The sequence below is a fragment of the Pararhizobium sp. genome, assembly GCF_965279435.1.
Lineage (GTDB): Bacteria > Pseudomonadota > Alphaproteobacteria > Rhizobiales > Rhizobiaceae > Pararhizobium.
Window position 1 is genome coordinate 424,371 of the sequence record NZ_CBDIHY010000003.1, and the last position, 18,146, is coordinate 442,516.

The following is an 18,146-nucleotide window of genomic DNA, read 5'->3' on the forward strand; positions in this document are numbered from 1 at the left end:
CCCTAGCCTTTCACCTGACCGCCCCTCAGAGGCAGGATGGACAAAAACGGGGCATACGTGCCAAATTGTCCACATGTTTCCAAAACAGTTCACATCCCCGCCGTTGCGTGTCAGCATTCTGGTCCTGCCGGAAACCGCACCGATGGCCGTTTATGGGCTCTATGAGGTGCTGGGCTCCGTTGGCAAAATCTGGCCGCGCCTGACTGGTGAGACGGAGAAAGTCCGGGAGATCGCCCCGTGCATCGTCGCGAAATCCGCCGAACCATTCACCTCTATCATCGGCGTTCCGATTACGCCGCAGGCGTCGATCGGCGGCGGTGATGATGCCGATGTGGTGATCGTCTGCGATGTTGAACTGCCGCTACGGGGCAGTCCCGAAGGACGGTGGGAGCAGGAAATTGCCTGGGTGCGGGCAGCGCTGGAGAGAGGCGCGCTGGTGTGCTCGACCTGCAGTGGCTCGGTGCTATTGGCCGAGGCAGGATTGCTTGACGGATGTGATGCCGCTTCGCACTGGAGTGCGGCCGAACTGTTCCGTGACCGCTACACGGCCGTTCGTTTCCGTCCCGACCGCATTCTCTGTGACAGCGGCCATGAGGGCCGCTTGCTCACCGCCGGTGGCGCGTCCTCCTGGCAGGACCTGTCGCTCTACCTGATTGGACGCTATTGCGGATCGGCGGAAGCCATGCGCGCCGCAAAGATCTTTCTGATCGGTGATCGCAGCGGCGGACAATTGCCCTTTGCCGCAATGACGCGCCCTCGCCAGCACGACGATGCCGTCATCGCCGAAAGCCAGAGCTGGATTGCGGATCACTATCCGAAACCGAACCCGGTGACAAAAATGGTCGAGCAATCCGGCTTGGCAGAGCGGACCTTCAAACGGCGTTTCACCAAGGCCACCGGTTATACGCCGGTCGATTACGTGCAGGCGATCCGCATCGAGGAGGCCAAACAGATGCTGGAAACCACCCGTGACAGCATTGACGGCATTGCCGCCGAGGTCGGGTACGAGGACCCGACCTTCTTTCGCCGCCTGTTCAAACGCATCACGAGCCTGAGCCCGGCGCAATACCGGCAGCGTTTTCAGCCGGCCGGACTGCGCACCGAGGCCTGATAAAAACTAGATGCCACCGGTAGCCGCCTTGATCAGGGCCTTCGCATCGTCGCTGTCCCAAGCGGCAGGACCGTTCATCGACGAGATCAGGCAACCCTTGTCGTCCATCAAAAGCGTCACCGGCAGACCGAAGGCAAGGCCTTCCCTCTTCAGCCCATTGAAGATGCCCATCGACGCATCGCGGTAATAGCCAAGCTCGTGAACACCGGTCTCGTTGAGGAAGGCCGTCGGCTTCGTATCGTCGCCGACATCGATGTTCACGGCCACGACTTCGAATGTGTCGCCACCCGCAACCTTCTGCAGCGCGTTCAGCGCCGGCATCTCTTCACGGCACGGACCACACCATGTCGCCCAGATATTGAGGAGGACGGTCTTGCCGCCGAAATCGGCAAGCGTCAGATCCTTGCCGTCCTTGTCCTTGAAATTCAAGCCCGACAGTTGCCGGGGCTCGCTGGCCGGGGCCATGGCCGCGACCTGACCTTTGAGGAACGGCGTGATGGCTGCGACCTTGTCTTTCGCCGCTTCGCAGATCTTGGCATCGGCGGTTTCCACCGCCACACCATTGCCAGACCCGCTTTCCCTGACGTATACCGCTGCCGCACCGGCGATCAGCCCTCCGAGGGCAGCGATCATCACCAGTCTGGCAGGAGGAAAGCGTTTCTTCTTGTCGTTTACTTCATTTTCCAAAACGGGTCATTCTCCAGGGCGGGCATTTTCATGGCTGACGGCACTTCTGAAACCAAAAGCTCCAACCAGATGTGGGGCGGTCGCTTTGCTCAAGGACCGGCTGCGATCATGGAGGAGATAAATGCCTCGATCGGCTTCGACAAGAAGCTTTTTGCCCAGGACATCCGCGGCTCAATGGCGCATGCGACCATGCTGGCCCATCAAGGCATCATTTCGGCAGAGGATAAAGACAAGATCGTTCACGGTCTCGACACGATCCTGTCAGAGATCGAAAGCGGACAGTTCGCATTCTCCCGCCAGCTCGAAGATATCCATATGAACGTCGAGGCGCGGCTTGCTACCCTGATCGGCCCGGCGGCCGGACGCCTGCACACCGCACGCTCGCGCAACGACCAGGTCGCGCTCGACTTCCGCCTGTGGGTGAAGGAAGAGCTGCAGAAGTGCGAGGGCATGCTGACAGGCCTGATCGCCGCCTTCCTCGATCGCGCCGAAGAGCATGCCGAAACCGTCATGCCGGGCTTTACCCATCTGCAGACAGCCCAGCCCGTCACCTTCGGTCATCACTGCATGGCCTATGTCGAAATGTTCGGCCGCGACCGGCAGCGGGTGCGCCACGCCATCGAGCACATGGACGAGAGCCCGATCGGTGCTGCAGCCCTTGCTGGCACCGGCTTTCCGATCGATCGCCATATGACCGCCAAGGCGCTGGGTTTCCGCGAGCCGACCCGCAACTCGATCGATACCGTCTCGGATCGTGACTTTGCGCTGGAATTCCTGTCGATCGCCTCGATCTGCGCCGTACACCTGTCGCGGCTCGCCGAAGAGATCGTCATCTGGTCGACACCGCAATTCGGTTTCGTGCGCCTGTCGGATGCGTTTTCGACCGGCTCCTCGATCATGCCGCAGAAGAAGAACCCGGACGCTGCCGAACTGGTGCGCGCCAAGACCGGCCGCATCAACGGCTCGCTGATCGCGCTTTTGACCGTCATGAAGGGCCTGCCGCTCGCCTATTCCAAGGACATGCAGGAAGACAAGGAACAGGTGTTCGATTCGGCCGAGAGCCTGGAACTGGCCATTGCCGCGATGACCGGCATGGTCCGCGACATGACGATCCGGGTGGACCGGATGAAGGCCGCCGCCGGCTCCGGCTATTCCACCGCGACCGACCTTGCCGACTGGCTGGTGCGCGAGGCTGGCCTGCCCTTCCGCGACGCCCATCACGTCACTGGCCGCGCCGTGGCGCTGGCCGAGCAGAAGGCCTGCGAACTGGCCGAGCTTTCTCTCGAAGACCTGCAGGCAATCCATCCTGATATCACCGACAAGGTATTTGGCGTCTTGACCGTCGAGGCATCGGTTGCCAGCCGCACCTCCTTCGGCGGCACCGCCCCCAGCGAAGTGCGCAAGCAGATTGCCTGGTGGCGGACCCGCAACTGAAGATAAGATTCAGGGTGCACAATGCCCTGAAAAGCCGATATGAGTTCTGACAAATTTGCACGAAGGGCTTGATCGCCCGGACCGGGAACACTTCATGCTGTCACGAAACACCACCATTTTGCTTGCAGCGCTTGCCGTTACCGGCCTGACGCTGACCGGTTGCGGCCGCAAGGGCGACCTCGATCGTCCGGGCTCAAGCGCGCCGATCAACACCAAGGCGGCACCCGGCAGCACCGAAAAACAGGACGAAGCGCGCGGCAAGCCCTTCTTCCTCGATCCCCTCCTGTAACAGAGCACTCCCTTGAACCATTTCGAATATCGTGACGGCATTCTGTTTGCGGAAGACGTCTCCGTCATCGACATCGCCAAGGCGGTGGGCACTCCCTTCTATTGCTATTCCACCGCCACGCTGGAACGGCACTATTCGGTCTTCTCCAAGGCGTTTTCCGATATCGACGCGATGGTCTGCTATGCGATGAAGGCGAATTCCAACCAGGCCGTGCTGAAGACACTCGGGCGTCTGGGCGCCGGTGTCGATGTGGTGTCGGGCGGCGAACTGCGCCGAGCGCTGGCCGCCGGTATTCCGGCAAACCGCATCATGTTTTCCGGTGTCGGCAAGACGGCTGCCGAAATGGACCTGGCGCTCGACGCCGGCATCTACTGCTTCAACGTCGAATCCGAGCCGGAACTGGAAGTGCTCAATGCCCGCGCCGTGCGCGAAGGCAAGAAGGCGCATGTCTCCTTCCGCATCAACCCGGATGTCGACGCCAAGACCCATGCCAAGATTTCGACCGGCAAGAAGGAAAACAAGTTCGGCATCGCCTATGAACGCGCGCGCGCCGTTTATGCCCATGCCGCGACCCTGCCCGGTATCCAGGTCACCGGCATCGACATGCATATCGGCAGCCAGATCACCGAGCTGCAGCCCTTCGCCGATGCTTTCAAGCTGCTGCGCGAACTGGTCGATACCCTGCGCGCCGACGGCCACAGCATCGCTCACGTCGATGTCGGCGGTGGACTTGGCGTTCCCTACAAGTTGGACAATAACCCGCCGCCACTGCCGGATGCCTATGCCACGATCGTCAAGGACCAGCTGCGCGAACTCGGCTGCAAGATCATCATGGAGCCCGGCCGACTGATCGTCGGCAATGCCGGCATCATGGTCACGGAAGTCGTCTACGTGAAGGACGGCGGCTCGAAAACCTTCGTCATCGTCGATGGCGCCATGAACGACCTGATCCGCCCGACCCTCTACGAGGCCTATCACGAGATCCAGCCGGTACGCATATCGGCCGCCAATGCGCCGCGCATCAAGGCCGACATCGTCGGCCCGGTTTGCGAGACCGGCGACTACCTGGCGCTCGACCGCGAAATGGCCATGCCAAAGCCCGGAGACCTGATTTCGATCGGCACAGCCGGTGCCTATGGCGCGGTGCAGGCAAGCACCTATAACAGCCGCCTGCTGATACCCGAAGTGCTGGTCAAGGGCGATCGTTTCCATGTGATTCGTCCGCGCACGACCTATGAAGACCTGATCGGTCTCGACTCGGTTCCCGACTGGCTCGATTGATGCGAGGCCAGCGGCTCCCGATCTGGCGCTGTTGATAGAGCCTCTGCAGGCTGCGAAATCGATCACGATTGCGTTGCCGCCCTCGTCTTCGCCACAAAGAGTGTTATCCTTCGCGGCACGTTTCAAACGTTGAAAGGGAACGGATGACGGAACTCCGGCGGGACAGCGCGACGGCAGCGGCAGGCTTTATGAGAAGTCTTGCCGTCAAGCGGACGCTTGCGCGTATCGTTCTCGTTGCGGAACAGATTGCCCCCCGCGCCCTGCCGCTTATTGCCATCGTCCTGCTGTTTCTCTCCGCCGCATGGTTCGGATTTTTCCGCGCCGCCCCCGGCTGGCTACATGTGGCCGCTCTTGTTGCCTTTGCCGCTGCCTTCATCGCCTTGTTGATCCCGCTGCTGCGCATCCGCATTCCCGGCAATACCGAAGCCGACCGGATGCTGGAGGAACGCAACGACCTGCCACATCAGGCCATCCGCGTTCAGGACGACCAACCGGCCACCAGCGGCGCCTTCGGCCAGGCGCTGTGGCAGGAACACCAGACGCGCATGGCGCGGATGATCGGCGCGCTGGAAGCCGGACTGCCCAAGCCCGACATCGCCCGTACAGACAGCTACGGCCTGCGCGCCGTTCCGGTGCTGCTTGCCTGCGTTGCCTTTGCCTATTCCAACTCCAACCGCGCCGGCCTGATTTCCGATGCCTTCCACCCGCCGCAGCAGATCGCCGCCATTCCGGATGTCCGCATCGACGCCTGGGTGACGCCTCCGGCCTATACCGGCCGTGCGCCGGTTTTCCTGACCGGCAGGCAGGGCACGGAACAGCCCACCGATAGCACTGAACCGCTGCGCATCCCGCAATTCAGCGAACTGACCGTGCGCATCACCAGCGGCGGTGAAGACACACCCGTCACCTACCTGGAAAATGGCGCGGCCCAGCCGCTGGTTATCGCAGCGCAGGCGGCAAAGCCCGGCAAGGACGGGAAGGCCACCGCTGAAGCAGCACCGGCCGATCCGGCAAAGCCCGGCAGTGACACGCATGTGCTGAAAATCACCAAGGACGGTTCGCTTTCTGTTGGTGGCGAACAATGGGCCTTCACGGTGATCCCGGACAGCGTACCGGATATCGCCTTCGATGGCATACCGCGCACCACCGTCAACGCCGCGCTCGAAATCGGTTTTGCAGCCAAGGACGACTACGGCATTCAGGACGCCTGGGCCGAGATCGTGCCTCTGGACAAGCAGGCCGCAGACGCGCGGCCACTTTATCCGCTCCCCGAATACCGCCTCGACCTGCCCAAGCGCAACGCACGCGAGGCCAAGGGGCTGACCAGCCGCAATCTCAGCGAACACCCGCTGTCGGGAAAACGCGTGCGCGTAACCTTGGTTGCCAGGGATGCCGCCGGTCAGGAAGGCCGCAGCGTGCCGCAGGAGATGATCCTGCCCGCCCGCCCCTTCTTCGAGCCCTTAGCCGGCGCCGTCGCCGAACAGCGGCAGGTGTTTGCGCTCAATGCCAACGACCTGCCGCGCGCGATTGAACTCAATGACGCGCTGTCGGTGCGGCCGGACGAGACCATCCCGAACCTGACACATTTCCTGCTGCTGCAATCGGCCCGCACCCGCATGGCGCTTTCACGCAACGACGACATGCTGCGCGATGCGGCGGGCTATCTCTGGGATATCGCGCTCGGCATCGAAGGTGGCGACATGGCACTGGCCGACAAGCGGCTGCGCGATGCCCAGCAGAAACTCTCCGAGGCCTTGGAAAAAGGCGCGACGGACGAGGAAATCACCAAGCTGATGCAGGAATTGCGCGATGCCATGAAGGACTACATGGAGGCGCTGGCCAAGCAGGCGGCAAAGAACCCGCAGGTGGCGGCCAATCCGAACCAGAACAACGTGCTGCGTCAGCAGGATCTGGAAAAAATGATGAACCAGATCGAGAACCTGGCCAAATCCGGCGCCAAGGATCAGGCACGCCAGATGCTGTCGGAAATGCAGCGTATGATGAACAATCTCCAGGCCGGCCGGCCGCAGCAACGCCAGCAGGGCCAGGAGAACAGCGAGATGCGCAAGCAGATGGATAAACTCGGCCAGCTGATGCAGGAGCAGCAGCGGTTGATGGATGAGACATTCAAGTTCGACCAGGCCATGCGCGACCGCATGCAGCGCGGCGACCCGCTGCAGGGAGAGGACCAGGAACTGTTCGGGCAGGACATGCCGCCGCAGCCCGGCCAGCAGCAGCAGGACGACAATGCCCAGCAGCCCGGCCCGCTCGACAACATGACAGCCGAGCAGCTCGAGCAGGCGCTGAAGGACATGCAGGCGCAGCAGGATCAGCTGGGCAAGCAGCTCGGCGAATTGCAAAAGGGCCTTGAAGGCATGGGCATCAAGCCCGGCAAGGGTTTTGGTGAGGCCGGTCGTGAGATGAAGGGCGCTTCAGGCGCTCTTGGCAACGGACAGGGCGAACAGGCCGTCGGCAACCAGGGCCGCGCCCTGCAGGCGCTGCGTGACGGCGCGCAGGACATGATGCAGCAGATGCAAAGCCAGGGTCAGGGGCCAGGCCAAGGCCAGGGCATGCCGCAATACGGCCAGAACGGCCGCGACCCGCTCGGCCGCCGCCAGCAGAATGCCGGCCCGGACTTTGGCGATCAGGTCAAGGTGCCGGATGAGATCGACACCCAGCGCGCCCGCGAAATCCTCGACGAAATCCGCCGCCGCCTCGGCACGAACTCATCGCCGGAGACGGAACGGCAGTATCTGGAGCGGTTGCTGGATATAAGGTGAGGCGGGATTTCTGAGGCGTATCACTCAAGACAGCGCTCACAGGCTGTTCATTGCCCCTCACCCTAACCCACTCCCCGCAAGCAGGGAGAGGGGACGACAGAGGTCGCCGCATGTCCCTTCGCCCCGTTTACGGGGAGAAGGTGGCCGACAGGCCGGATGAGGGGCTATTCAAAAATGAAAAGGGCTGCGCTCAGGCCGCCAGCGCTACAGCCACTGCCTTGCGAATATCCGGCAACGTAAACGGCTTCGACACGACATCGATGACCTTGCCGGTCAGGTTATCGGCTCGCTCTCGCTGTTCGGCATAGCCGGTCATCAGCAGGATTTTCAGCGCCGGAAAAGCGGCCGAGGCCTGATGGGCGAGTTCGATGCCGTCCATCACCGGCATGCGGATATCGGACAGTAGCAGATCGAAACTTTCGCCCTGAAGGCAGGCCAGGCCCTCGGCACCATCCGCCGCCTCGACGGTCTCATGACCATCCAGCTGCAGGGCGCGGGCAACGAAACGGCGCAGGCCGTCCTCATCTTCGGTAATCAGGATTTTCGCCATCATGGCCTCCGTTTCGGCAACAGCTCTGCCGGGACGTTAGCTTGAAAGCATCCGGTCCCTGACCCGCAGCACAGGCTGCGGGTTCAACACCACCAGAGTTTTGTTTGTTTTCCGTAAACGCGGATGACCAGATCAGAGACTGTCCACAGCCGGATGACTATTCGGCGTCACCGGTGACGATGCCAACGAAAGGCAGTTCGCGGAAAGCATAGGCGACATCCATGCCGTAACCGACGACGAAATAATCAGGGCATTCGAAACCGACATAATCGGCTTCGAGATCGGTCTGGCGCTTGACCTTCTTGTCGAGAAGAACGGCAATCGTCACCGACTTTGCACCGCGTTCCAGCATCAATGCCTTGGCAAAACTCAGGGTCCGGCCCGATTCCAGGATGTCGTCGATCAGGAGAACGTCACGGCCATGCACATCGCTATCGATGTCCTTGATGATCTTGACGCCCTGCGACACGGTGCCGGTTCCATAGCTGGACAGGGTGATGAACTCGACTTCCGGCGCAAGGCCGACGGTATGCATCGCCCGGATCAGGTCGGCGGCGAAGATGAACGAGCCTTTGAGGACGGCAATGACCAGGAGGTCGTTGAGCGGACCCTTGACGATTTGCTCGGCCATTTCAACATTACGCGCCGCGATCACTTCGGCGGTATAGAGCGGATCGATATTTTTTCCACGGACGACAGGCATACGAATAGTCTCCAGAACGATAGTGGAGACTGCGTTTTATGCCTCCGGAAGCTAGCCGCTTAGCACAGTCAGGGCGCCGAATCACCCGGCTGACTAAAGGAAACCGCGACACCGGGCACTTTTCCACCTGTGTGTAGCAGCCGCGTGGAGAATGCACGGCTCTCTCCCGGCCCAAGAGCGGGCTGGCCCTGCTCGATCCGGGTGGCTGTCCGCCGATGGCCGTTGGCAATCACATCGACCAGGATCGCCGGAACGACCTTGGGCACATCCGAGTGATTTTGCACCGCGCCGTAGACCGAGAGAATCTTCATGCCATTGGCATCATTCAGCGACGTCGTGACATCGCTGATCGACAAGGCCGGTACAGTGGCAATGGCAGGCTGATACTGGGGCAGGCTGGCAAACAATACGAACACCGGAGCGCACAGGCAGGTGACGAGGACGGCAAAAGCCTTGGGGGACGCCGTCTGGAGCAACCGCTCGAAATGGTTCACGGCCCACCCGAACACCGATGCAACACGGCCGGGGGTCTGCGCTGGCGGGACGGCTGTGCGCGCGCGATTGTCGTTGAAGACCGGGTAGACGGTGCGCCGGCCGTTCGCAGCAACGGTCTCGAATTCGGCATCAACGATATCGGCGCGATGCGGCATGCCCCCTGTCGAAGCGGCTCGCCCGCGCCGTTCCGGCGGCAGGAAATCCATGCGGCTGGACGTGCCGTTGGAGCGGAAAGCGTTCATCGTCTCTCCTTCGCAGCTACATTGGCCGCGCCAGAATGCCAAAGGCATCGGCAGGCCAGATTCGGGCATTGAAACAAACCTTTCCGAGACGTAAACCTAAATGGTTAATGCTTCGAAAACGGCAGTACCGAGCCGCCGGTTTTCACGCAAATTTAACCACTGTTTAACCATGTTGGCGCTGTAACAGCGAACGCTGCGCTATATGCTGCAACAAGAGCCATCAACCCGCCGCGAAGACGTGGCATGCTGGATTAAAGAGAAGCTGGACACTGACCCGTTGATTCATTTTGAAAATGTCGGATTGCGCTATGGAATGGGCCCGGAAATCCTCCGCGACCTGACCTTCGACATTCCCAAAAAATCTTTCCAGTTCCTCACCGGCCCTTCGGGTGCCGGCAAGACCACGCTGCTGCGGATGCTGTTCCTGTCGCTGCAGCCGACGCGCGGGCTCATTCGCATGTTCGACCGCAATATCTCGACTATTCCGCGCGACGAACTTCCGATGCTGCGCCGCCGCGTCGGTATCGTCTTTCAGGATTTCCGGCTGCTCGATCACCTGACCACCTACGAGAATGTCGCCCTGCCCCTGCGCGTGCGCGGCAAGGACGAATCGTCCTACCGCTCCGATGTTCTCGAATTGCTTGGCTGGGTCGGGCTTGGCGAGCGCATCAACGTTTTGCCGCCGGTTCTGTCAGGTGGCGAGAAGCAGCGTGCCGCCATCGCCCGCGCCTTGATCGACCGGCCGGAAATCCTGCTGGCGGACGAGCCGACAGGCAATGTCGATCCGCCGATGGCACGCCGCCTGCTCAACCTGTTTCTCGAACTCAACCGGCTCGGCACCGCCGTCGTCATCGCAACGCATGATCTTTCGCTGATGGATCAGGTCGAGGCGCGCCGGATGATTCTTTCCCAGGGGCGGCTCGATATCTATGAGTGACACCTCCGCCACCGACCGTTCCCAGCCTGCCGCGCCCAAGGAGGAGCGCAAGGTAGCCCTGCGCGTGCGCCCGACAGCACCGATTGTGCCGCCGGGAAACGTCTCCGGCAACGCGCTGGTGCTCGTGATTGCCATCATGGCGTTCCTCGCCTGCCTGACACTCGGTGCCGTCAGCATGGTACGTTCGACGGCGCAAAGCTGGGAGAGCCAGATTTCCCGCGAGATCACCATCCAGATCAAGCCGGATGAAAAACTCGACATGGAGAAGGCGCTGGCCGATGCCCGCGACCTCGCCTTGACCTTCCAGGGCACCACCAATGGCACCATCGTCGACAAGGCTGCGACCGCCCGGCTGCTGGAGCCATGGCTGGGGGCTGGCCTGGATCTCGACGATCTGCCGGTGCCGCGCCTGGTGATCATCACCATCGACGAACAGAACCCGCCTGACTTCGCCGCCATGCGGGCGATGCTGACGGAAACTATTCCGCAAGCCTATCTCGACGATCACCGCACCTGGGTCGACCGGCTGGTGGCCATGGCACACACGACGGCGCTGATCGGCACCGGCGTGCTGGTGCTGGTGTTCTCCGCCATGGTACTGACCGTGGTTTTTGCCACGCGCGGAACACTGTCCGGCAACCGCCACATCGTCGAGGTGCTGCATTTCGTCGGGGCCGAAGCAGGCTTCGTCGCGTCGGAATTCCAGAAACATTTTCTGAAGATCAGCCTGAAGGGTGCCGGTGCCGGTGGCCTTCTGGCTGCCGCTTGCTTTGCTGCAGCCAGCTTCTGGCAGTCGCGATCACTGGCCACGCCCCAGAGCGACCAGACGAACGCCATGTTCGGCAGCTTCTCCATCGGCTATTCCGGCTATCTCGGCATTGTCACCATCATGATCGTCATCGCACTTTTGACGACGTTGACGGCACGCTTCACCGTGATGCGGACGATCTACGAGATCGATTTGATTCGGTCCGATCCGGCACGCATCGACGGCAACCAGACCTGATTGCCATGATTGCGTTGCCCTGCATCCATCCGTTGCCGCAATCTGCTTCTATTGAAGAGTTCGAATCAGTCCTGGTCCTGACGGAGCAGCCGGAACAGCAATGAGCGACAGCGACGAAACACGGCGGAAGGGAACGCTGATGCGGCGGCATGTGAGCCTGCGCCGCCGGATCGTGCGGCTGACATTTTACGTGCTTCTGCTGATTACGGGTGCTGCCGCTGCGGGCTTCCTCTATTTCGCCGATTCCGTTGCCTCTCTTCAGCCGCCTGCCAATCCCAAGGCAGACGCCATCGTTGTGCTGACCGGCGGTTTCCAGCGGATCGATCAGGCTGTCGATCTGTTGAAAAACGGAGCCGGAAAACGGCTATTGATCTCCGGCGTCCACCCTTCCACGACCGGCGGCCAGATTCGCCGCAACACCCAGAGCTCAGCCGACCTGTTCAAATGCTGCGTCGATATCGGTCATGATGCGATCGATACGATCGGAAATGCCAACGAGACCGCCAACTGGATCCGCGATAACGGCTACCGCAGCATTCTGGTCGTCACTAACAATTACCATATGCCGCGCAGCCTGCTTGAATTGCGCCGGGCCAATCCGGGCATCGAATTCATCGCCTACCCGGTCGTCAATTCCGACCTGAAGAGCACCAACTGGCTGGCAAATCCGATGGTGCTGAAGACGATCCTGCTGGAATATCTCAAGCTGACGATTGCGTCTGCGCGCGACGCGCTGGGTGCCCATCCGGCAAGCGGATTACGCACCGAAACGAACGATACCCGCAGCAGCCCATAGATATCGTGGCTGATCCTGCCAACGCAGCTGTTTTCCTTGCCGGAATATTCGTGTAGGCAGCGGGCTAATATTTTTGCTGCGAAAGCCCGCCTGATGATCATCCTGCGCTCAGTTCTGTTCAACATCGTGTTCTACATCAATCTGATCCTCCAGATGGTCGTGATGACGCCCTTCTATTTCCTGGCGCCGCGCAAGACCTCGTGGTTCGTTCCGAAGAACTGGGCGCGCAGCAATCATTGGCTGTTCCGGGTCATGGTCGGCACGACCTTCGAGATCGAGGGACTGGAGAACATCCCCAAGGGCGGATACATCTTTGCGCCGAAGCACCAGTCGTTCTGGGACGTCTACGCCTTGCTGCCCTGGCTGGCGGACCCGTTTTTCATCCTGAAGCGCGAACTCGTCTGGATCCCGCTGTTCGGCTGGTATGTGCAGAAGCAGCGCATGGTCCCGGTCGATCGCGGTGCACGCGGCAAGGTGATGGCGGCGGTGATGCAGCGCGCCAAGGACGAGTTGTCAACCGGCCGCCAGCTCATCATCTATCCCGAGGGCACACGCCGCCCGCCGGGCGCGCCACCGGAATACAAATACGGCATCGCCAGGCTTTACCGCGATCTGAACATGCCCGTGGTTCCTGTCGTCATGCATCCGGGTCTGTTCTGGCCGCGCCGCAAGTTCCTGCGCTATCCCGGCCATTTCAAGGTGCAGATCCTGCCGCCGATCGAGGCCGGGCTCGATCCGGAAGTTTTCCTGAAAACGCTGGTCGATATGATGGAAACAGCCAGCGATGCGCTGCTGGTCGAGACGGTAAAGAACAATCCGCATGTGCCGCTGCCGCCGACCGCCGTCCAACGCCTGAAAGAGCTCAAGGAACTCGACGCTCAGGCCTAACGCTTCGCTCTCTCGACGAGAGCAACCACCTCTTCCAGCCAATGATCGCGAATGCCCATCTCCTTCAGGTGGGCAAGCGTGTTGACCACATAGTCGGTATTGGGTCCTGATTTGCCATGGGAGATGGCAACGGTGGCCGCCGCATCCTCGGCACTAAGCGCGCCGGCATATTGCGCATGCGCCCGGTCGATCGTGTATGTCAAAGCGGCAACGCGACGGCCGTCGGCGAGCAGTATCGGCATGGTGCGCTCGAGATAGACATGGGTGACCAATTCGCGCTCGCGCAGGTAACCGATAACGTCATCCTTGTCCTTCAACCCCACCTTGAACGCCATGCCACGGCAGGAGCCACCATGGTCGAGACCGAGCACGAGGCCGGGACGTTCCGGCGTCCCCCGGTGCACGAAGGAGCGGACGCAGAGCGAGCGCCGGTAGCCGAAAGCCCGCGCCGTCATCTTGTCCTCGAAGGCAAAGCCCGGGTTCCACATCAGCGAACCGTAGCCAAACACCCAAAAATCGTCCATATCCACTGCCATTCGCATCCATGCCATCCCGGCGCCACAAAACGGGGCCAGGAGCGGCAGACAGTCCACTCTGGTGCTTTCCTACCGCATATGCCCGGTAATCGGAATCGATTTCCTGCACGATTTGGGGAGCATACGGCGATGGGTGGCCAGATCGGCAGACCAGAATTCTCGTGTCGCACCATCACGCACGAACGACAGATCCGGAGTAAACCATGACAGCAGCAGATATCGCCGCCCCCTCCCCCGGCAGCCGCAAGATCAGACGGCTGGCGATCGGTATCGTACTGTTCCTCATTGCCTATTCCGGCGCATGGTTCTTCGCGGCCAACCAGATAGAAACCCGGCTGGCAGCGTTTCTCGTCCACAGGAAGGCGAACGGTTCATCGGCGGAATGCGATGGCATGGACGTGCGCGGCTTTCCGTTCCGGATCGGCCTGTTTTGCAACAGCGTGCGCCTCGATGACGCTGGCCGTGGCGCATCCGCCTCCTTCGGCGCACTGCGCTCGGCAGCCCAGGTCTACCGCCCGGGCCATGCCATTATCGAACTGGACGGCCCGGCAGAAATCCGCTTTTCGCCCGGCATGACTGTCTCTGCCGATTGGACGTTGCTGCATGCAAGCGTGCAGGCGACACTGTCGGGCCTCAACCGCACCTCGATCACCTACGACGAGTTGGCCGGTACGGCGATGCTGCCCGCTTTCGAAGACGATGCGGCACCGGGCGACACGCATAAATTCATCTTCAATGCCGGACATGGCGAAGCACATCTGCGGCAGAACGGCCCCGATCTCGACGCGGCCCTCAGTGTCGACAAGTTCGATCTGAAACTGGACGACGGATTGAGCCTGCTGCCGCCGGTCAATGCCAGTGCCGACATGACCTTCGTCGATCGCGCCAGTTTGATGCAAAAGGGGGGATGGAAGCCGGATGCGCTGCGGGGCAGCAAGGGCGAGATGCGCAACGTGACGCTCGATCTCGGCAACAGCATGGTGACGACCGCCTCCGGCCCGTTCAGCGTCAACGATCAGGGCCTGATCTCGGGAGAATTCAGCGTCACCATGAAAAACATCGAGGGCTGGCGCCAGAACCTCGTCAAGGTCTTTCCCGACAAGGACGACACGGTCATGGTCAACAATATCGCCAACATGCTGACAGCACTCGCCGACGGCAAGAATGAGGCGACGGTCAAGCTCAACGTGCGCGACGGGATTGCGTTTCTGGCGTTCTTTCCGATCGGGGAACTGCCGCAGCTTTGAGGGTCAGACCAAACCAAGTCTTTTGCCTGATTGGCCCCTCACCCTAGCCCTCTCCCTGCTTGCGGGGAGAGGGCTAGGGTGAGGGGCCAATCGGCATGTTCGATAGCCCGATTACTTCTGATCCATCGCATGCCGCCCGAAGTCGGCCATGTCCGTATCCTGGCCCGCCTGAACGATTGACCGGCGGATGGCGCGGGTGCGGGTGAAGAGGTCGAACAGCTTGTCGCCGTCGCCCCAGCGGATCGCCCGCTGCAGATAGGCGAGGTCCTCGGAAAAGCGCGACAGCATTTCCAGGATCGCATCCTTGTTGTGCAGGCAGACGTCGCGCCACATGGTCGGGTCGGACGCTGCAAGACGGGTGAAGTCGCGGAAACCGGAAGCCGAATATTTGATCACTTCCGATTCGGTCACCGCTTCCAGATCATCCGCCGTGCCGACGATGTTGTAGGCGATGATGTGCGGCAGATGCGAGACGATCGCCAGAACCTTGTCGTGGTGTTCCGGGTCCATGTCGTCAACCATCGAGCCCAGCGTTTCCCAGAACGTCCGCAGCTTGGCCTTGGCGGTTTCGTCGGTATCCGGCAGCGGCGTCAGGATGCACCAGCGGCCCTTGAACAGGCCGATGAAGCCGGCATCCGGGCCGGAATATTCGGTACCGGCAATCGGGTGTCCGGGGATGAAATGCACACCTGGCGGCATGTGCGGCGCCATCTGGGCAATCACCGAGCCCTTGGTCGAGCCGACATCGGTGACGATGGCGCCCGGCTTCAGGTTGGGAGCGATCTCGGCTGCAACAGCTCCGGAGGCACCGACCGGCACCGAGACGATGACCAGATCTGCATCTTTCACCGCATCCGCCGCCGATATCGTGTAGCGGTCGCCGAGGTTCAGCGCCTGTGCCCGCTTCAGTGTCTCTTCGCTGCGCGTCGAGATCGTCACGGACCCGGCAAGACCCTTGTCCTTGATCTCGCGGGCGATCGACGAGCCGATCAGGCCGATGCCGATCAGCGCAATGGTTTCAAACTGCTTTGCCATCACGCCCGGCCCATAAACTCGGTCAGCGCGGCGATCATACCCTCATTGGCTTCCGCCGAGCCGATGGTCATGCGCAGCGCATTGGGCAGGCCATAGCCGCGCACCGCCCGCAGGATGAACCCGCGGCTGGTGAGGAACTCATCAGCCTCCGGCGCGCGCTTGCCGTCGATATCGGGGAAATGGATCAGCACGAAATTGGTCACCGATGGCGTCAGCCGCAGACCGAGCGAAGAGAACGCATCGGTCACCTTGCCGAGCCACAGCGAATTGTGCTCAAGCGCAGTCGCCATAAATGCCTGATCGCGGATTGCGGCGGCACCGGCGGCAATCGCCGGCGCATTCATGTTGAACGGCCCACGCACCCGGTTCAGCGCATCGATGATGGCAAGCGGCGCATACATCCAGCCAACCCGCAGAGCAGCAAGCCCGTGGATTTTCGAGAAAGTGCGGGTCATCACCACGTTCCGGTTGGACGATACCAGCTCGAGGCCGGCTTCATAATCGTTGCGGCGAACATATTCCGCATAGGCCGCATCGAGAACCAAAATGACATTCTTCGGCAAGCCTGCCTGCAGGCGGCGCACTTCATCGACAGGAACATAGGTGCCGGTTGGATTGCCGGGATTGGCAAGGAAGACCATCCTGGTCTTCGGCGTCACGGCTGCAAGGATGGCATCGACGGTGACGTGGCAATCGTTTTCCGGAACCGTGACCGGCGTCGCACCTGCACCCATGATCTGAATCTTGTAGACCAGAAAACCGTGTTCGGTGATAATGGCTTCATCGCCGGGGGCGAGATAGACGTGGCAGAGCAGGCCGAGCAATTCGTCCGAGCCGTTGCCGCACATCAGGTTGGCCGTGTTCAGGCCATAGACGGAGGCGATGGCTTCACGCAGCTCGATCGCCTGGCCGTCCGGATAGATTTCAAGCTTGGCCGCTGCCTTCTGGAAGGCTTCGATTGCCTTCGGGCTCGGTCCCAGCGGGGTCTCGTTCGAGGACAGTTTGTAGACCTTGGCGACACCCGGCGCATGCTCCTTGCCCGGCACGTAAGCGGCAATATCGAGGATACCGGGGCGTGGCGTTGGGCTCGTAAGGTCTGTGCTCATGGGATCAGCTTTCGGCGACAGGGAAATGACGCTCAGGCAATACCGGTGCAGCGGGTTTTTGTCGAGTGTGGCATTGTTTCTTCGCTCGCGCTTGTGACCTCCCCCCTCTGTCGGCGACGCCGACATCTCCCCCACAAGGGGGGAGATTGCCTCCGGCTTCTGAACAAGCAAGGGAAAGGAAAAATCTCCCCACTTGTGGGGGAGATGTCAGCGAAGCTGACAGAGGGGGGCGACTGGGCTCCGTCGCAAGCGATCGGAACGCTACGACTTCTCCCGCGTCGTCGGCACGCCCTGCGGTGCCAGCACCGGCACAAACACACGGCGCGAGGCGCGGGCGGCGACCGGTAGGCCCTGGTAGAGGCGTTTCTGCGCCTCGACGATGATGACGCCGGAAAATACCGGCCAGAGCGAACGGCCGATGCGCTCGAACGCCTGGCGCATCTTCAGGATCAGTTTCAGCTTCGAAGGCGGAAAGAACAGGGCATCGGCAGATGCACCGGGGGTAAAATTGGTTTCGCGCAACAGCGCGGTCAGTTGTCCGCGCGAATAGGGCCGGCCGGAACCGAAGGGCGTGTGCTCCATGCGCGCCCAGACGCCACGGCGATTCGGCACGACGATCACTAGGCGCCCGCCCGGCGCCAGAATGCGCCACAGTTCCTTCATCGTCTCGCGCGGGTTTTCCGCAAATTCGAGAGAATGCACCATCAGCACCCGGTCGATCGACGAATCAGGCAGTGGCAATTCCTCGTCAAAGATCAGCGCCGTTGAGGAAAGCTCGGCGACCGGCCAGTTCACCGCCCCTTGCCCCGCCGGCATGAAGGCGAAGGTGCGCTCGGTATCGGCACGAAAACGATCGAGATAGGGAACGGCGTATCCCAACCCAACCAGACGCTCTTCCGGCAATCTGGCCCAGACCGATGACAGCGCCATGCCGATCGATTGTTCGGCAAAGCGCCCGAGGCGGGAATGATAGAATTGGCGAAGGTCAACGATATCTGCGTGCATACCCTCATGTTAGACTGG

At 61.3% G+C, this 18,146-nt stretch carries 18 protein-coding genes; 10 read left to right on the plus strand and 8 right to left on the minus strand.

What is annotated here, in order from left to right; all coding sequences use genetic code 11:
* The first annotated feature begins 73 nt into the window (after nt 1-73).
* Nucleotides 74-1,111, plus strand: a complete 1,038-nt coding sequence (locus ACQY8Q_RS07695; RefSeq protein ID WP_428426067.1) for a GlxA family transcriptional regulator — start codon at nt 74-76, stop codon at nt 1,109-1,111.
* Nucleotides 1,112-1,117: 6 nt separating this feature from the next.
* Here ACQY8Q_RS07695 and tlpA read toward each other — a convergent pair whose 3' ends face one another.
* The gene (gene tlpA / locus ACQY8Q_RS07700; protein WP_428426068.1) at nt 1,118-1,798 is read right to left on the minus strand and encodes a thiol:disulfide interchange protein TlpA; all 681 of its coding nucleotides are present in this window, start codon (nt 1,796-1,798) and stop codon (nt 1,118-1,120) included.
* A 30-nt stretch (nt 1,799-1,828) separates the two neighbouring features.
* On the opposite strand from tlpA, the gene argH reads away from it, so the two are divergent.
* The 4 genes from argH (at nt 1,829) to ACQY8Q_RS07720 (ending at nt 7,582) form a co-directional block, all read left to right on the plus strand.
* Nucleotides 1,829-3,232 carry an argininosuccinate lyase gene (argH, locus tag ACQY8Q_RS07705; protein WP_428426069.1) on the plus strand — a complete coding sequence of 468 codons (1,404 nt, stop codon included), beginning with the start codon at nt 1,829-1,831 and terminating at the stop codon, nt 3,230-3,232.
* A 94-nt stretch (nt 3,233-3,326) separates the two neighbouring features.
* Nucleotides 3,327-3,521 carry an LPS translocon maturation chaperone LptM gene (gene lptM, locus ACQY8Q_RS07710; RefSeq protein WP_428426070.1) on the plus strand — a complete coding sequence of 65 codons (195 nt, stop codon included), beginning with the start codon at nt 3,327-3,329 and terminating at the stop codon, nt 3,519-3,521.
* A gap of 12 nt (nt 3,522-3,533) precedes the next feature.
* Nucleotides 3,534-4,802, plus strand: coding sequence for a diaminopimelate decarboxylase (lysA, locus tag ACQY8Q_RS07715; protein ID WP_428426071.1), 1,269 nt, complete (start codon nt 3,534-3,536; stop codon nt 4,800-4,802).
* Nucleotides 4,803-4,945: 143 nt separating this feature from the next.
* Nucleotides 4,946-7,582 carry a TIGR02302 family protein gene (locus ACQY8Q_RS07720; RefSeq protein WP_428426072.1) on the plus strand — a complete coding sequence of 879 codons (2,637 nt, stop codon included), beginning with the start codon at nt 4,946-4,948 and terminating at the stop codon, nt 7,580-7,582.
* A 190-nt stretch (nt 7,583-7,772) separates the two neighbouring features.
* On the opposite strand, the gene ACQY8Q_RS07725 is transcribed toward ACQY8Q_RS07720, so the two are convergent.
* From ACQY8Q_RS07725 to ACQY8Q_RS07735, 3 genes are all read right to left on the minus strand, one after another.
* A complete protein-coding gene (locus tag ACQY8Q_RS07725; RefSeq protein WP_113315346.1) occupies nt 7,773-8,132 on the minus strand; it encodes a response regulator in 360 nt (119 codons plus the stop codon).
* A gap of 157 nt (nt 8,133-8,289) precedes the next feature.
* Nucleotides 8,290-8,835 (minus strand): hypoxanthine phosphoribosyltransferase, encoded by a 546-nt coding sequence (hpt, locus tag ACQY8Q_RS07730; protein WP_428426073.1) that lies wholly within the window; start codon nt 8,833-8,835, stop codon nt 8,290-8,292.
* A gap of 68 nt (nt 8,836-8,903) precedes the next feature.
* On the minus strand, nt 8,904-9,572 hold the full coding sequence (locus ACQY8Q_RS07735; RefSeq protein WP_428426074.1) for a hypothetical protein: 669 nt from the start codon (nt 9,570-9,572) through the stop codon (nt 8,904-8,906).
* Between the two features lie 277 nt (nt 9,573-9,849).
* Here ACQY8Q_RS07735 and ftsE point away from each other — a divergent pair, with 277 nt between their 5' ends.
* The 4 genes from ftsE to ACQY8Q_RS07755 all read left to right on the plus strand — a co-directional run bounded on the left by ftsE (nt 9,850) and on the right by ACQY8Q_RS07755 (nt 13,199).
* Nucleotides 9,850-10,509: a cell division ATP-binding protein FtsE gene (gene ftsE / locus ACQY8Q_RS07740; RefSeq protein WP_162745284.1), complete on the plus strand. Its 660-nt coding sequence runs from the start codon at nt 9,850-9,852 to the stop codon at nt 10,507-10,509.
* Nucleotides 10,502-11,515: a cell division protein FtsX gene (locus ACQY8Q_RS07745; protein WP_428426075.1), complete on the plus strand. Its 1,014-nt coding sequence runs from the start codon at nt 10,502-10,504 to the stop codon at nt 11,513-11,515. The genes ftsE and ACQY8Q_RS07745 overlap by 8 nt, the downstream gene beginning before the upstream one ends.
* A 100-nt stretch (nt 11,516-11,615) precedes the next feature.
* The gene (locus ACQY8Q_RS07750) at nt 11,616-12,311 is read left to right on the plus strand and encodes a YdcF family protein (protein WP_428426076.1); all 696 of its coding nucleotides are present in this window, start codon (nt 11,616-11,618) and stop codon (nt 12,309-12,311) included.
* Nucleotides 12,312-12,404: 93 nt separating this feature from the next.
* Complete coding sequence (locus ACQY8Q_RS07755; RefSeq protein WP_428426077.1) at nt 12,405-13,199, plus strand: lysophospholipid acyltransferase family protein; 795 nt, start codon at nt 12,405-12,407, stop codon at nt 13,197-13,199.
* Here the strand turns inward: ACQY8Q_RS07755 and ACQY8Q_RS07760 are convergent.
* Nucleotides 13,196-13,735 carry a gamma-glutamylcyclotransferase gene (locus ACQY8Q_RS07760; RefSeq protein ID WP_428429704.1) on the minus strand — a complete coding sequence of 180 codons (540 nt, stop codon included), beginning with the start codon at nt 13,733-13,735 and terminating at the stop codon, nt 13,196-13,198. The two genes, ACQY8Q_RS07755 and ACQY8Q_RS07760, sit on opposite strands and share 4 nt — an antisense overlap.
* Nucleotides 13,736-13,938: 203 nt before the next feature.
* On the opposite strand from ACQY8Q_RS07760, the gene ACQY8Q_RS07765 reads away from it, so the two are divergent.
* A complete protein-coding gene (locus ACQY8Q_RS07765) occupies nt 13,939-14,982 on the plus strand; it encodes a DUF2125 domain-containing protein (protein WP_428426078.1) in 1,044 nt (347 codons plus the stop codon).
* A 111-nt stretch (nt 14,983-15,093) separates the two neighbouring features.
* On the opposite strand, the gene ACQY8Q_RS07770 is transcribed toward ACQY8Q_RS07765, so the two are convergent.
* The 3 genes from ACQY8Q_RS07770 to ACQY8Q_RS07780 form a co-directional block, all read right to left on the minus strand.
* Nucleotides 15,094-16,020 (minus strand): prephenate/arogenate dehydrogenase family protein, encoded by a 927-nt coding sequence (locus ACQY8Q_RS07770; RefSeq protein WP_428426079.1) that lies wholly within the window; start codon nt 16,018-16,020, stop codon nt 15,094-15,096.
* Nucleotides 16,017-17,123 (minus strand): histidinol-phosphate transaminase, encoded by a 1,107-nt coding sequence (hisC, locus tag ACQY8Q_RS07775; protein ID WP_428426080.1) that lies wholly within the window; start codon nt 17,121-17,123, stop codon nt 16,017-16,019. The genes ACQY8Q_RS07770 and hisC overlap by 4 nt, the downstream gene beginning before the upstream one ends.
* 261 nt (nt 17,124-17,384) lie before the next feature.
* The gene (locus tag ACQY8Q_RS07780) at nt 17,385-18,128 is read right to left on the minus strand and encodes a class I SAM-dependent methyltransferase (protein WP_428426081.1); all 744 of its coding nucleotides are present in this window, start codon (nt 18,126-18,128) and stop codon (nt 17,385-17,387) included.
* Nucleotides 18,129-18,146 lie beyond the last annotated feature (18 nt).

Excerpts from the sequence above, each read along its gene's own strand:
- ACQY8Q_RS07695 (WP_428426067.1), top strand. The coding sequence starts at position 74 with ATGTTTCCAAAACAGTTCACATCCCCGCCGTTGCGTGTCAGCATTCTG.
- argH (WP_428426069.1), top strand. The coding sequence starts at position 1,829 with ATGGCTGACGGCACTTCTGAAACCAAAAGCTCCAACCAGATGTGGGGC.
- lptM (WP_428426070.1), top strand. The coding sequence starts at position 3,327 with ATGCTGTCACGAAACACCACCATTTTGCTTGCAGCGCTTGCCGTTACC.
- ACQY8Q_RS07720 (WP_428426072.1), top strand. The coding sequence starts at position 4,946 with ATGACGGAACTCCGGCGGGACAGCGCGACGGCAGCGGCAGGCTTTATG.
- ACQY8Q_RS07725 (WP_113315346.1), bottom strand. The coding sequence starts at position 8,132 with ATGGCGAAAATCCTGATTACCGAAGATGAGGACGGCCTGCGCCGTTTC.
- hpt (WP_428426073.1), bottom strand. The coding sequence starts at position 8,835 with ATGCCTGTCGTCCGTGGAAAAAATATCGATCCGCTCTATACCGCCGAA.
- ACQY8Q_RS07735 (WP_428426074.1), bottom strand. The coding sequence starts at position 9,572 with ATGAACGCTTTCCGCTCCAACGGCACGTCCAGCCGCATGGATTTCCTG.
- ACQY8Q_RS07745 (WP_428426075.1), top strand. The coding sequence starts at position 10,502 with ATGAGTGACACCTCCGCCACCGACCGTTCCCAGCCTGCCGCGCCCAAG.
- ACQY8Q_RS07750 (WP_428426076.1), top strand. The coding sequence starts at position 11,616 with ATGAGCGACAGCGACGAAACACGGCGGAAGGGAACGCTGATGCGGCGG.
- ACQY8Q_RS07755 (WP_428426077.1), top strand. The coding sequence starts at position 12,405 with ATGATCATCCTGCGCTCAGTTCTGTTCAACATCGTGTTCTACATCAAT.
- ACQY8Q_RS07760 (WP_428429704.1), bottom strand. The coding sequence starts at position 13,735 with ATGGCAGTGGATATGGACGATTTTTGGGTGTTTGGCTACGGTTCGCTG.
- ACQY8Q_RS07765 (WP_428426078.1), top strand. The coding sequence starts at position 13,939 with ATGACAGCAGCAGATATCGCCGCCCCCTCCCCCGGCAGCCGCAAGATC.
- hisC (WP_428426080.1), bottom strand. The coding sequence starts at position 17,123 with ATGAGCACAGACCTTACGAGCCCAACGCCACGCCCCGGTATCCTCGAT.
- ACQY8Q_RS07780 (WP_428426081.1), bottom strand. The coding sequence starts at position 18,128 with ATGCACGCAGATATCGTTGACCTTCGCCAATTCTATCATTCCCGCCTC.